Below are 12,991 nucleotides of genomic sequence, written 5' to 3'. Positions count from 1 at the left end.
ATGCACGGGCGCCGCCATCCGAAGAATCCGCATGCGGAGGCCGAACAGTTCCGCCGCCGCGCGGTGCTGGGCTTTGTGATGGTGGTGATCTGTCTGGTCGGCCTGGGCGGCTGGTATTTCAAGCTGCAGGTGCTCGACCACGAGGTTTACGCCACGCGCTCGGAGGCCAACCGCATCAAGCCCAGGCCGGTAGTGCCCGGGCGCGGCATGATCTACGACCGCACCGGCCGGCTGCTGGCCGAAAACGTGCCGGCCTTCCGCCTGGACGTGACCCCCGACAAGGTCACCGACATGAATGCCATGCTGGACGCGCTGGGCAAGGTGATCCCGATCTCGCCGGAGGATCTGGAGCGCTTCAATCGCGAGCGGCACGCACGGCGCAGCTTCCTGCCGGTGACGCTCAAGCTGCGCATGAGCGATGAAGAGATGGCGCGGTTTGCGGTGGAGCGCTGGCGCTTCCCCGGTGTGGAGCTGGAGCCGTATCTGACCCGGCGTTATCCCTACGGCCCGTTGTTCGCGCACATCATCGGCTACGTGGGGCGTATCGACGAAAAAGACCTGGCAGTGCTGGGCGAGGGCAATGCCGCGCTCACCCATATGGGCAAATCCGGGCTGGAGCGCTATTACGAGCAGGATCTGCGCGGGCAGGTCGGTTACGAGCAGGTCGAAACCAATGTGCAGGGGCGGGCCATCCGCACCGTTGGCCGGGTCGCGCCGCAATCGGGTGCGGACCTGCGCCTATCGGTAGACGCCGATCTGCAGCGTGCGATGGTGGCCGCGTTCGGCGAACACGAAGGCGCTGCCATTGCGATGGACCCGCGCACCGGCGAGATCCTGGGCATGGTCAGCCTGCCCAGCTACGACCCCAACCTGTTCGTCAACGGCATCTCGCATACCGATTTCAAGATGCTCAACGACAACCCGTCGCGGCCGCAGTTCAACCGGCTGGTGCTGGGTGGTGTGGCGCCGGGCTCCACGCTCAAGCCGTTGATCGCGCTGGCGGGCCTGGACAGCGGCCTGCGCCGACCCGAGGACCGGGTGCTGTCCACCGGCATGTTCTACCTGCCCGGTGTCAGCCGCGGCTGGGGCGATTCGCACCGCGGCGGCCATGGCTGGACCGACCTGCGCAAGTCCATCGCCCAATCGGTCAATACCTATTACTACCGCCTGGCGGTGGATATGGGCATCGAGCGCTTCGACCACTACCTGGGCGAATACGGCTTCGGCCAGCCCACCGGCGTGGATCTGCTAGGCGAAATCGGCGGCATCCTGCCATCGCCGGCCTACAAGTACAAAACCCGCAAGGAGCGCTGGTATCCCGGCGACACGGTCAACATTGCCATTGGTCAGGGCGACTGGAAGGTGACGCCGCTGCAACTGGTGCGCGGCGTCTCGGCGATCGCCAGTGGCCTGTTGCTGCGCCCGCATCTGGTGCTGGAAGAACGCACCGGCTTTGATCACCCCTGGGAGCCGATGATCCAGCCGCCGGGCAAGCCCATCAGCACGAATGCGGCGCATCTGCAGGTAGTGCGCGAAGGCATGATGGACACCATGCGGCCCGGCGGCACCGGCTATGCCATCACGCCTGGTGCGCCGTACCAGATGGCCGGCAAGACCGGTACCGCACAGGTGGTCAGCCGCAAGGGCGTGGCGGCGGTGGACCCGCGCAGCTTGCCGTTGCATCTGCGCCACCGCGGCCTGTTCGTTGGCTTCGCGCCGGCCGATAACCCGGTCATCGCGGTCGCGGTCGCGGTGGAGGGTGGCGGCTTCGGCACCAGCTCGGCGGCGCCGATTGCACGCAAGATTTTTGATGCCTGGTTGCTGGGCAAGATGCCTGCGGGCCTGGAGCCGCTGGACAGCGAGCTCGGCATGACCGCGGTGGGCGTCAATCAGTTCGAAGCCGGCGTCACCGATGCGCGCGCAGCCGGCGATGCCGCTGCCGCTACGCTGGATGAGCTGCCGGTGGTCATCGGCCAGACCGCCGTTGCGCTGGACCCCAACAGGCCCGCGCAGCCGGTGGTGCCGGATGTGCCGGACGCAGTGCAGGAGACCGACCATTGAGCGACATCCTGCGCTGGTTGGTGGACATGGCCGCGCGCTTTACGCGCAGCCTGGACTGGGTGCTGTGTCTGGCGCTGGGCGGGCTGATGGCGATCGGTCTGTCGGTGCTCAAGAGCGCCGGCGGCACTGCCAACGGCGAGCACCTGATGCTGGCGCAAGGTATCCGCTTCATCATCGGCATGGCGGCGATGTGGGGCATTTCGCGCATGTCGGTGCTACGCATGCGTGCCTGGACACCGTGGGTGTATGGCTTGTCGATGCTGCCGCTGCTGGCGGTCTTCGCGCTGGGCACCGGTAAATACGGCCGGCAGTGGCTGGATCTGAAAGTGTTCTACCTGCAGCCAGCCGAGCTGCTCAAGATCAGCCTGCCGATGATGGCCGCCTGGTATCTGCATCGCATGCCGCTGCCGCCGCGCATTTCCACCGTGCTGGTGACCTGCGTGATCATCGGCGTGCCCACCGCGCTGATCATGTTGCAGCCGGACTTCGGTACCGGCGTGTTGATCGCGGCCAGCGGCGTGTTCGTACTGCTGCTCGCCGGCTTGCCGTGGTGGTGGGTGGCGGTTGGGGTGGGCGGTGTGTCTGCGGCTGCGCCGGTGGCGTGGTTCTGGCTGCTGCGGCCATACCAGAAGGACCGCATCATGATGTTCCTCAACCCCGAGAACGACGCGCTCGGCGCGGGCTGGAACATCATCCAGTCCAAGATCGCGATTGGCTCGGGCGGGTTGAACGGCAAGGGCTGGGGCCTGGGCTCGCAATCGCATCTGAACTTCATTCCCGAACAGACCACCGACTTTGCGTTTTCGGTGCTCAGCGAAGAATTCGGTTGGATCGGTGTTGCCACCGTGCTGACGTTGTATCTCATCGTCATTGGCCGCTGCCTATGGATCGCCTCGCAGGCGCGCGACACCTATTCGCGCCTGGTTGCCGGCGCCACCGGCCTGGCGTTTTTCGTCTATGTGGTGGTCAACGGCGGCATGATCTCCGGCCTGTTGCCAGTGGTGGGTGTGCCGATGCCGCTGATGAGTTACGGCGGCACCTCGGCGGTGTCGTTGCTGGCCGGGCTGGGGTTGGTCATGGCAGTGAAGTCGCACCGACCGGTGCATGGATATTGAGGCTCGCGTGGTCGCATCGGTGCGTTGCACCGCCGCAGGTAACGCGCCAGCGGCATGCGTGGCAGTGCAACCCTGATCGATGCGACACGCGTGTGTCAGCGCGCCGGCCAAGCATCGATAACCCCGCGTTTTGCGCGCTGTAGTGCAATGACGACATAGCGATGCAGCTGACTTCGTGCGCGCGGCGTTTGGTTCGCTCGCGTTCTGCACGCGCGGGGCGTGCTCCGTAGAGTCCGCCACGCCCCTGCAGTGATGGCGGCCGCGTCGCGTTGCCTGTGCAGGTGCGCGCCATTCCTCTTTCGGGTGCCTCTTTCCATGAACTTGCCAACCGCCGCCATCGGCGGTCTCTGTCTGCTGCTGTCCGCGCAGGCCAGTGCCGTCACCTTCGCCACCGGCGATACCCGCGCTGTCGCGCAACCTTCCATTCCAGCCACGTGTTCGCCGTCCTTGAAGGCTGGGCTGACGCCGACCGGGCGTCAATTCGATGATGCGACCGAGCGCTCGCCGCCCGATACCAGGGCCATCCAGGCCGCGCTCGATGCCTGCGAAAACGGCAGCGTGCTGCTGACCGGCGGCAGCGGCAATGCATTCCTGACCGGCCCGCTGACCATTCCTAGCGGCGTCACGCTGTTGGTCGACCAGGGCGTCACCTTGTACGGCTCGCGCAATCCGGCCGACTACGGCAGCGGCTGCGGCGTGGCAGGTTCCAAGAGCGGCGGCTGCGCGCCGCTGATCAGCGTCAAGGGAGCCAAGTCGGGCGTGATGGGCATCCGCACCGGCGGGCGTCAGGGCACCATCGATGGCCGCGGCGATCTGACCATGCTGGGCAAGCGCACCACCTGGTGGCAGTTCGGCGAAAACGCCAAGGCGGCCGGCCAGGTACAGAACAGCCCGGACCTGATCAAGGTGCAGAACTCCACGGCGTTTACGCTGTACGACATCAACTTGATCAACGCGGCGTACTTCCATTTCTTCGCGCATATGGTCGATGGCCTGACCATCTGGGGCGTACGGGTGAAATCGCCGGCCACCAGCCCCAACACCGATGGCCTGGACCTGGACAGCGTGACCAACGCCAGTCTGGTCGACAACGATGTGATGGGCGGAGACGATTGCGTGGCGATCAAGACCATCGCCTCCACGTCCGGCAACATCACCGTGCGCGACAACCGTTGCTACGGCACCCACGGCATCTCGATCGGCAGCGAAGTGATGTTCGGGGTCAACAATGTGCTGGTCGACAACAACGTCATCACCGCCACCGACGATGCCGGCAACCACAGTACCGACAACAACGGGTTGCGCATCAAGACCAGTATCGTCAAGGGCGGCCCGGTCAGCCTGATCACCTACCGCAACACCTGCCTGTTCGGCGTGACCAGCCCGCTGGTGATCAACCCGTTCTATGCGTCCGGTACCGGCGGGACCAAGCCCAGCTTCAAGGAGATCGTCGTCAACGGTTTGCGCACCACCGCCGATGCCGGGCTCAAGGGCAAGGGTTGGATCCTGAAGGGCTTTGATGCGCAGACGCCGTTGGACCTGGTGCTGGCCAATCTTGCGACAGGCAACAAGTCCGTCAGTGCCAGCGACGCACAGATCGGGCTGGTCAACAGTGATCTGACGCCTACCGGTACCGGTGTCACTACTGGCCCGGTGCAAGTGAGTGGTGCCATCCCGGCCTGCTCGACGGCACCGCATTTCCCGGCACTGTGACCGATCCGGCGCAGCCGGTCCTCGCGCTGCGCCCGATCTTCTGTTCTCCCCCGCGACGCTGCAGCGCCGAGAGGTGCTGCAGTGTCTGGCACCTTGGCATCGATCGGTCCAACCGACGGGTTGAGCCATCGAGCCGTCCTGAGGCATCGGCGCCGTGGGTCGCGCTTGCAGACTGCGATCCCATGCCGGCGGCGATTGCCGCCGCCCCGCCCGCCAGACGTGTCCCGCTACGCCTGACCCCCCGCGATACCCCGGCCCCTTTCCGCCGGTCCCGCCCCTGCGGGCCCGGGGTTTTCTTGCCGTGTCTGCCCGAGGCAGTGGCCCGTTCGCATCGAGCGATGCTGCGGCACGTCTTGACTTCGGCTAAAGCTCTTTCGTTTCATGGTCTTATTGCCAGAAGTTCATCCGATGTCTGTTACCCTCGGCCGATGATTCGACGCACACTGACCTGTCTGCTCACCCTCGGCCTTGTCGCCTGCGCGACTCAGCCCAGCCCTCCGTCCCCGCCGCCGGCTGCCAGCGCACCGCCGGCCAAGCCGCCGGTGGCTCCGGGCGCGCCTGCAAGCGCCGCCGCCGAAGCCCCCGCGCTGCCGCCGGTCGATCTGACCCCGGTGCCCTTCGAGACCGCCCGCGCCAACTTCGTACGCGACACTGCGGCCAAGTACGGCATCGATGCCGCGCAGATCGACGCGGTGCTGGCGCAGGCGCAGTTCAAGGACGCGATCGTCACTGCGATGTCGCGCCCGGCCGAACGGGTCAAGCCGTGGAACGAATACCGGCCGATGTTCATCACCCAGGCGCGCATAGACGCCGGCCGCAAGTTTCTCGCCGAACACCGCGCCGAGCTGAGCAAGGTCGAAGCTGCCACCGGTGTGCCGGCACAGGTGATCGTCGCCATCATCGGGGTGGAAACCAGCTATGGCACCAATGCTGGCAAGTACCGCGTGCTGGATGCGCTGTACACGCTCGCATTCCGCTATCCGCGCAGTGGCGACCCCGCCAAGCTCGAACGCGAAGTGCGCCGCGAACTGTTTTTCCGCGATGAACTGGGCCAGTTGTTCGCGCTCGGCAAGGAAGAACGACTTGACGTCACCAGCCTGATCGGCAGCTACGCCGGCGCGATGGGCATGGGGCAATTCATGCCGTCCAGCTATCGCCAGTTCGGCGTCGACGGCGATGCCGACGGCAAGCGCAATCTGTTCACCGACTACAACGACGTGTTCGCCTCGATCGCCAATTACTTCGTCAAGAAGGGCGGCTGGGTGCGCGACGGACAGGTCGCGGTACCGGCCACGCTGGCCGCCGGCCACGACGAATTCAATCCTACCGACTGGTCTCCGGTCTACACGCTGGCCGACTTGTCGGCGCGCGGGTACCACCCGAGCGCACCGGTGGTAGTGGGCAGTACCGCCACCCCGATCAGCCTGGACGACGCCAACGGCAAGCAGTATTGGCTGGGCTTCCAGAACTTCTACGCAATTACCCGTTACAACATTTCCAAGATGTACGCGATGGCCGTGTTCCAGCTGTCCGAGGCCATCGCCGGCAAGGAGTTACCCCCGGCATGAACAGCATTGCAGGCCCCAAGTGGCTGATTCCGATGGCACTGATGCTCGGCCTGGCGGCCTGCAGCAGCGCACCGAAGAAGACCGCCGGTAGCAACGGCAGCGGCGCGATCAAGGGCGTCAAGGTCGACGGCAAGGGGCCGGCGTATGTCGCCACCGGCTGCCCGTCCACCTCGCCATACGCGCCTGCCAAAGAAGACCCGTCCACGCGCGGCGATTACACCGCTGGCGGCTTGTACAAGCCCGGTGTGAAAGACACCACGCCCGATCATGTGCCCAATGTGGCCTGCATTCCCGAACCGCTGGTCACCAACGAGCCGCGCTCGGCGGTGGGCAATCGCTCGCCGTACGAAGTGCTGGGCAAGCGCTATGTGGTGATGGACAACCCCGGCGACTATGTCGAACGCGGCACTGCCTCGTACTACGGCAATAAGTTCCATGGCCGGCTGACCTCCAACAAGGAGGTTTACGACATGTACGCCTTCACTGCCGCGCACAAGACCTTGCCGCTGCCCAGCTTTGCGCTGGTCACCAATACCGACACCGGCCAGTCGGTGGTGGTGCGCGTCAACGACCGTGGCCCGTTCCACGATGGCCGCGTGATCGATCTGAGCTACGCCGCGGCGGTGAAGCTGGGTATCACCGGCAAGGGCACCGGCAATGTCGAAGTGCGTGGCTTGACCGAAGCGGACAACGGCAATCTGCTCGCCAAGCGCCGTAGTGGCCAGGTACCAGTGAATACCGCCGTTGCCACCGCACGGCCGGCTGCCAGCGCCAGTCAGATCGATGGCCTGGTGCAGCGTCTGCCCACCCGCACCGTGCCGCCGCGTGCCGTCGCGGCAGGTGCCGGTGCCACGGCTGCCACTTCCGCCGACGCACCCACTGCCAGCACGGCGGTCATTCCGGCCGGCGAGCGTTGGCGCTACCGCGTCGCCGATTCGCGCCAGCCTGGCAATGCCGACAACTTCGATGCCTGGATGAAGGCACAGGGCGTGCGGGTGGCCACCGGCAAGCCGACCGCTGCGGTCCCGCGTCCGACGTCGCCGGCGCCTGCTGTCGCGGCGACACCGGTCGCGGTTGCGGCGGTCAAGCCGTCTGAGACCACTGCTTCGCGTCCGCTCAAGGCCGAGCCAGCGCCCGCCAAGGCCTCCAGCGTGGCCGAAGCCGCACTCGGCGATATCCTGCTGCAGGTCGCCAGTTTCGCCAGCCGCGAAAACGCCAATCGCGCACTGTCGCAATTGGCCTCGGCGGGGATTGCCGGTGCAAGCGTCAGCGACATCGTCAGCGGCGGGCGCACCTTGTGGCGGCTGCGCGTGAATGCACGCGACCACGCCAACGCATCGGAGATCGCCCAGCGCATCGCCGGCCTCGGTTTCGGCCGCCCGCAGATCGTGGCCAATTAGCCGTAGGCGAGTCGGTGACCGCGTTGGCGAATCAAGCGCGCGCATCAGTCGCGCGCGCGCTGGCTGCGTCGGCTGTACCGGAACCGCTAGGCCGATCCCGATGGGGTGGCAGCCATTGCATAGATGCAACGCCGGTGCGGCCCAGGCCGGAATTGCCACGCCTCGCGCACGTCGTTACCCATCGCGCTGTGTGCGTCCAGCGACCCACTGAGTGCCGCAGTCGCCTGGTCCAACGCGCTGTCAGCGACGCCCATGCGGTGCGTGGCACCTCCGGCAGCTCGCTCAGGCCCCCCCAAGCAGGCCGCCATCGCTGAACTGCGCAAGCGCATGCAACCTGCGGCGCGTCGCCCTGATCGCCGTGGCGCCTTACAATTTCGCATTGCCCAGCTTTCGGGTTCGTCAGGAGTCGTTCTTCAATGAAATTCCGCTTCGCCGCCGCTGCCGTGGCCACGTTCGCCTTCGGCCTGGTCTGCGCCCAGACACCTGCGCCGCAGCCGACTCCGGCCGTGGCTGCCGCCCCGGCCGCCTTGCCGGTGCCACCGGCGCCCGCACCGGCCGTGTCCAAGTCCTGGATCCTGATGGACTACGCTACCGGGCAGGTACTGGCCGGTGAAAACATCCACCAGGAACTGGCGCCCGCCAGCATCACCAAGGTGATGACGTCTTATGTGGTTGCCGCCGAGATCAAGAACGGCAAGGTCAAGCGCGACGACCAGGTCATGATGAGCGAGCGCGCCTGGCGCGAGGGCGGCGCCGGTACCGATGGCAGCTACAGCGGCTTCCCGGTCAACCAGACTGCGCGTCTGGAAGACATGGAAAAGGGCATGGCGATCCAGTCCGGCAACGACGCCGCCATCGCGCTGGCCGAGCATGTGGCCGGTAGCGAAGAAGCCTTCGCCTCGCTGATGAACAGCTACGCTGCCAAGATCGGCATGAAGAACTCGTACTTCGTCAACGCGCACGGGTTGAGCGCCGAGGGCCATCACTCCACCGCCTACGATCTGGCCATGCTGGGCCGCGCGATGGTGCGCGATTACCCGGAAACCTACGCCTACAACAAGATCAAGGAATTCCAGGTCGGCTCGATCAAGCAGAGCAACCGCAACCGGCTGCTGTGGCGCGACCCGGCGGTGGACGGCATCAAGACCGGCCACACCTCCGAGGCCGGCTACTGCCTACTGAGTTCGGCCAAGCGTGGTGATCAGCGCCTGATCGCCGTGGTCATGGGCGACAGCTCCGAAGAACAGCGCGCCACCGATAGCCTGGCTCTGCTCAACTGGGGCTTCCGTTTCTTCGAAACCCACAGCCTGTACGCGCCCGGTAAGGTCGTCACCAAGCAGAAGGTGTGGAAGGGCCAGCAGGACGAAGTGCAGCTCGGCGTGGCACAGCCGCTGCTGGTGAGCCTGCAGCGCGGCCGTTACAACGACCTCAAGCCCAGCATGGAAGTGCCGAAGAATCTGCAGGCACCGATCAAGCAGGGCCAGCAAGTCGGCACCGTGAAGGTCAGCCTGGACGGCAAGGTCATCGCCCAGGCCCCGCTGGTCGCCATCAACGCGGTCGAAGAGGGCGGCTTCTTCAAGCGCCTCTGGGACGCGTTCTGGATGTGGTGGGAATCGGAGTAAGAAAAATGCCGGCGAAAGCCGGCATTTTTTTGAATCGACAATGGGAAATTGGGAATCGGTAAATGCAGGAGCACAGCGTTTGCTCTTGCGATTCCCGATTCCCCACTCCCGATTCCCAGCCCTCAAAGCATCCGACTGATCGTGAAACTGCCATACACCGGCGTCTCGCGTTGGGTGTCGAATTCGCGGGTGCGGTGGTAGCGGGCGAGGGCGAATTTCCAGCGGCCGTACATCACCGCCAAGCCGTAGCCCACCTCGCCGACGAACGGGCGCTTGTCCACGCTGTGGCTATTACGGAACGTATTGCCGTCCAGCGTGATATCGCGGATCACCCAGCGTGCGTCGGTGGTCACGAACAGGTGGCCCGACCAGCCGCTGGCGCGTCTCAGTCTGCTGGGAGCCGTGTTTTCGCCCGCCGGGCGGGTGGGCGTGCTGCCGAAGTCGTCCGGCAGCTTCCAGCCGAAGCGGGCTTCGCCACCGGCATTGAGATGCGTGGCCATGTTGCCGACCGCGCCACCCCAATGCGAAATGAAATCCCAGCCGAACCCCTCGGCATTGCCGCTCGCATCTGCTGGCCAGCGGCGCATGCGCTCGTGCACCAGGTTAATGAGCGGCTCGTTGTGCAGCTGGTTGTCCCAGCCCTGAAATTTTTCGTCCCCAAGCGCATCGTGGATCGCATCCTGCGCCTCTTTCGCCAATGCCCACGGGCCGACGACGCCGAGTTGCAGCTGCGTGGTGCGTAGGTGCGCATCGTTGCGCGCGTTGTAGCCAAAGCTCGCCAGCAGGATGCCCGCATACGGGCGGTCCTCCGGAATCACGTCGCGACGGGTGTAATCGGTGGGCGTAAAGATCGCCTGGCCGATCGAGAACACCATGTTCTGCTGGTCGAACTCGCCTGGATGCAGCCGCTCCAGATAGCTGTTGACCCAGCGTGCGGTGCGCGGCAGGCACGGGTCGTCGGTGTAGTCGACCAGGTTGGGCGACACCAACGTCAGCACCGCGCCGTTGGAATAGCCCTGGTCCTGATCTTCGCCACCGAACAAGTCGTTGTCGACCCGGAAATTCACCGCAGGCGGCGTACGCCCAAGCCGGCTGGAATCGCACTGATCCGCCGCCAGGGCCGACGGTGACAGCCAGGAAAGAGAGAGCAGCAAGGCAGCTGACAACGGGCGGAGTTGAAGCATGGAGGGCCTGGGGAGGATGGCTGGATTTAGAAAGGTGCCTGCGTCTTCTGCTGCGCCATGTGAAGTGCGTCGCTGCGACTGCAATCTCTTCTGCTTCAGCTCGTTACTGCGTCGCCATCGGCATATAACTGTGTTCGATCCAGCAGCGTTGCATCACATTGTGGGAGGTCGCTGACGCTTGCATGGCGACGGTGCGGACGAGCTAGGCGGACTGATCGGTTGCAAAGGCTTGGGTTTGCCCATCTCCGGCCCGATAATGGGCGGATGGACATCAGTACCGACAACCCCGATCACGGCTTTCAGTTTCCAGGCACCTTCGAGCTCAGCGCCATGGGCGCGGCCGAGCGCGGGCTGGAGACGGAACTTCCGCGTCTGCTCGCCGCCACCGGCGTGGAGCTGTTGCAGGAAAGCATCAGCTGGAAGCATTCGTCCAGCGGCAAATATGTCTCGGTCAAGATCGGCTTTCGCGCCGACAGCCGCGAGCAATTCGACGCCGCGCACCAGGCGCTGCGCGACCATCCGGAAGTGAAGTGGACGCTGTAGCGGCCGAGCCCGTGAGCAGCTCTGCTGTCGGCCCGCCTGCGCAGTTGCGCGACCTCGGTCAGCAGGATTACGCCCCGGTGTGGCGTGCAATGCAGCGTTTCACCGATGCACGTGATGAGCGCACCGCGGACGAAGTCTGGGTCGTGGAGCATGCGCCGGTGTTTACGCTGGGCCAGGCCGGCAAACCCGAGCATGTGCTGGCACCGGGCGACATTCCGGTGTTGCAGGTCGATCGTGGCGGGCAAGTCACGTATCACGGCCCCGGCCAGCTGGTGGTCTATCCGCTGCTGGATCTGCGGCGGCTCAGGATCGGCGTGCGCGATTACGTGTGCAAGATCGAGCAGGCGCTGATCGATACGCTGGATGAGTGGAATATCGTGGCCGAACGCCGCGCAGGCGCGCCGGGTGTGTACGTCGGCGGCGCCAAGATCGCCGCACTCGGCATTCGCGTGCGCCGTGGCTGCACCTTCCACGGATTGTCGTTCAACGTGGCGATGGACCTGGAACCATTCCACCGCATCAACCCCTGCGGCTACCAAGGCCTGCAGGTGACCTCGGTGCTAGACTTGGGCGGCCCCTCCGGGATGGACGCCGTCAAGGCGGTGCTGCTCGATCAGCTGGCGTGCCAATTCGGCCTCGTGCTGCAGCCCACTTCCGCATTGCCCGACCTTTCGCTTCCGGCCTGAGCGCCCCGTATCGTCATGACCCAGCCTATCGCCCGTTCCATTCCCTTGCAGGTCGTCTCCGGCGACACCGCCGCGCCTGCGCCGCTGCAGACCGGCGTCAAGCAGATCGGTGGCGACAAGATCAACCGCTCGCCGGTGCAGTTCGTCGATGCGCCGGTGCTGCGCAAGCCGTCGTGGATCCGCGTGCGGATTCCGTCCGGCAACGCGGTGCAGAACCTCAAGGCCAAGCTGCGCGAAAACCGCCTGGTCACGGTGTGCGAAGAGGCCAGTTGCCCGAACATCCACGAATGCTTCAGCCACGGCACCGCGACCTTCATGATTTTGGGCGAGGTGTGCACGCGGCGTTGCTCGTTCTGCGACGTGGCGCATGGCCGGCCAAAGCCGCCTGACGCGAGCGAGCCGGCCAGCCTGGCCACCACCGTGGCCGATATGGGCCTGAAGTACGTGGTGGTGACCAGTGTGGACCGCGATGATCTGCGCGACGGCGGTGCGCAGCATTTCGTCGACTGCATTTCGGCGATCCGGGCCAGTTCGCCCAATACCCGCATTGAAATCCTGACCCCGGATTTCCGCGGCAAGGGCCGCATGGACCGCGCGCTGGAAATTCTGGCGCTGAGCCCGCCGGACGTGTTCAACCACAACATCGAAACCGTCCCGGATCTGTATCCGAACGTGCGCCCCGGTGCGGATTACCAGTGGTCGCTGACGCTGCTGCAGCGCTTCAAGGCGCAGCATCCGTCCATTGCCACCAAGTCCGGCATCATGCTCGGCCTGGGCGAAACGATGGAACAGGTGCAGGCCACGCTGCGCGACCTGCGCGCGCACGATGTGGACATGATCACCATTGGCCAGTATCTGCAGCCGACGTCGCACCATCACCCGGTGATGCGCTACTGGACGCCGGAGGAATACAAGGCGCTGGAAGACTACGGCAACGCACTGGGCTTCAGTCATGTCGCCTCCGGTCCGATGGTGCGGTCGTCGTACCACGCCGACCGGCAGGCCGCTGGCGCTGGTGTCGCTGCTTGAGTGCGCGGCAGGCGGTCGGATGACCGCCCCGGCGAGTGTGCGATCGGTATTTTGATCGGCCCCGCTTTGC

At 65.4% G+C, this 12,991-nt stretch carries 10 protein-coding genes; 9 read left to right on the top strand and 1 reads right to left on the bottom strand.

Features of this window, described 5'->3' with window-relative positions:
- From mrdA to XpruCFBP8353_RS08040, 6 genes are all read left to right on the top strand, one after another.
- Entirely contained in the window at positions 1-2,061 is a 2,061-nt protein-coding gene (gene mrdA, locus XpruCFBP8353_RS08065) for a penicillin-binding protein 2 (protein WP_101362770.1), read from the top strand.
- Complete coding sequence (gene rodA, locus XpruCFBP8353_RS08060; protein ID WP_101362769.1) at positions 2,058-3,176, top strand: rod shape-determining protein RodA; 1,119 nt, start codon at positions 2,058-2,060, stop codon at positions 3,174-3,176. The genes mrdA and rodA overlap by 4 nt, the downstream gene beginning before the upstream one ends.
- A gap of 315 nt (positions 3,177-3,491) precedes the next feature.
- Positions 3,492-4,889, top strand: coding sequence for a glycoside hydrolase family 28 protein (locus XpruCFBP8353_RS08055; RefSeq protein WP_101362768.1), 1,398 nt, complete (start codon positions 3,492-3,494; stop codon positions 4,887-4,889).
- Positions 4,890-5,317: 428 nt separating this feature from the next.
- Positions 5,318-6,457: a lytic murein transglycosylase B gene (mltB, locus tag XpruCFBP8353_RS08050; protein ID WP_101362767.1), complete on the top strand. Its 1,140-nt coding sequence runs from the start codon at positions 5,318-5,320 to the stop codon at positions 6,455-6,457.
- Positions 6,454-7,857, top strand: coding sequence for a septal ring lytic transglycosylase RlpA family protein (locus XpruCFBP8353_RS08045; protein ID WP_101362766.1), 1,404 nt, complete (start codon positions 6,454-6,456; stop codon positions 7,855-7,857). Before mltB ends, XpruCFBP8353_RS08045 begins: the two co-directional genes overlap by 4 nt.
- A 416-nt stretch (positions 7,858-8,273) precedes the next feature.
- On the top strand, positions 8,274-9,479 hold the full coding sequence (locus tag XpruCFBP8353_RS08040; protein WP_101362765.1) for a D-alanyl-D-alanine carboxypeptidase family protein: 1,206 nt from the start codon (positions 8,274-8,276) through the stop codon (positions 9,477-9,479).
- 122 nt (positions 9,480-9,601) lie between these two features.
- Here XpruCFBP8353_RS08040 and XpruCFBP8353_RS08035 read toward each other — a convergent pair whose 3' ends face one another.
- Complete coding sequence (locus tag XpruCFBP8353_RS08035) at positions 9,602-10,663, bottom strand: lipid A deacylase LpxR family protein (RefSeq protein ID WP_101362764.1); 1,062 nt, start codon at positions 10,661-10,663, stop codon at positions 9,602-9,604.
- A gap of 264 nt (positions 10,664-10,927) precedes the next feature.
- Between XpruCFBP8353_RS08035 and XpruCFBP8353_RS08030 the strand changes: the two genes are divergently transcribed.
- From XpruCFBP8353_RS08030 to lipA, 3 genes are read left to right on the top strand one after another with little or no spacing between them, the layout of a single operon-like run.
- Positions 10,928-11,206 carry a YbeD family protein gene (locus XpruCFBP8353_RS08030; RefSeq protein ID WP_101362763.1) on the top strand — a complete coding sequence of 93 codons (279 nt, stop codon included), beginning with the start codon at positions 10,928-10,930 and terminating at the stop codon, positions 11,204-11,206.
- Entirely contained in the window at positions 11,194-11,892 is a 699-nt protein-coding gene (gene lipB / locus XpruCFBP8353_RS08025) for a lipoyl(octanoyl) transferase LipB (RefSeq protein WP_101362762.1), read from the top strand. The genes XpruCFBP8353_RS08030 and lipB overlap by 13 nt, the downstream gene beginning before the upstream one ends.
- Before the next feature lie 15 nt (positions 11,893-11,907).
- A complete protein-coding gene (gene lipA, locus XpruCFBP8353_RS08020; RefSeq protein ID WP_101362761.1) occupies positions 11,908-12,921 on the top strand; it encodes a lipoyl synthase in 1,014 nt (337 codons plus the stop codon).
- Positions 12,922-12,991 lie beyond the last annotated feature (70 nt).

This window comes from Xanthomonas prunicola (genome assembly GCF_002846205.1).
GTDB lineage: Bacteria > Pseudomonadota > Gammaproteobacteria > Xanthomonadales > Xanthomonadaceae > Xanthomonas > Xanthomonas prunicola.
Note: the sequence above shows the minus strand (reverse complement) of the source record. Positions and strands in the feature narration are given on the sequence as shown.

Bases quoted from the DNA above. Each gene is read 5' to 3' on its own strand.
- mrdA (WP_101362770.1), top strand. From the start codon at position 1: ATGCACGGGCGCCGCCATCCGAAGAATCCGCATGCGGAGGCCGAACAG.
- XpruCFBP8353_RS08055 (WP_101362768.1), top strand. From the start codon at position 3,492: ATGAACTTGCCAACCGCCGCCATCGGCGGTCTCTGTCTGCTGCTGTCC.
- mltB (WP_101362767.1), top strand. From the start codon at position 5,318: ATGATTCGACGCACACTGACCTGTCTGCTCACCCTCGGCCTTGTCGCC.
- XpruCFBP8353_RS08045 (WP_101362766.1), top strand. From the start codon at position 6,454: ATGAACAGCATTGCAGGCCCCAAGTGGCTGATTCCGATGGCACTGATG.
- XpruCFBP8353_RS08040 (WP_101362765.1), top strand. From the start codon at position 8,274: ATGAAATTCCGCTTCGCCGCCGCTGCCGTGGCCACGTTCGCCTTCGGC.
- XpruCFBP8353_RS08035 (WP_101362764.1), bottom strand. From the start codon at position 10,663: ATGCTTCAACTCCGCCCGTTGTCAGCTGCCTTGCTGCTCTCTCTTTCC.
- XpruCFBP8353_RS08030 (WP_101362763.1), top strand. From the start codon at position 10,928: ATGGACATCAGTACCGACAACCCCGATCACGGCTTTCAGTTTCCAGGC.
- lipA (WP_101362761.1), top strand. From the start codon at position 11,908: ATGACCCAGCCTATCGCCCGTTCCATTCCCTTGCAGGTCGTCTCCGGC.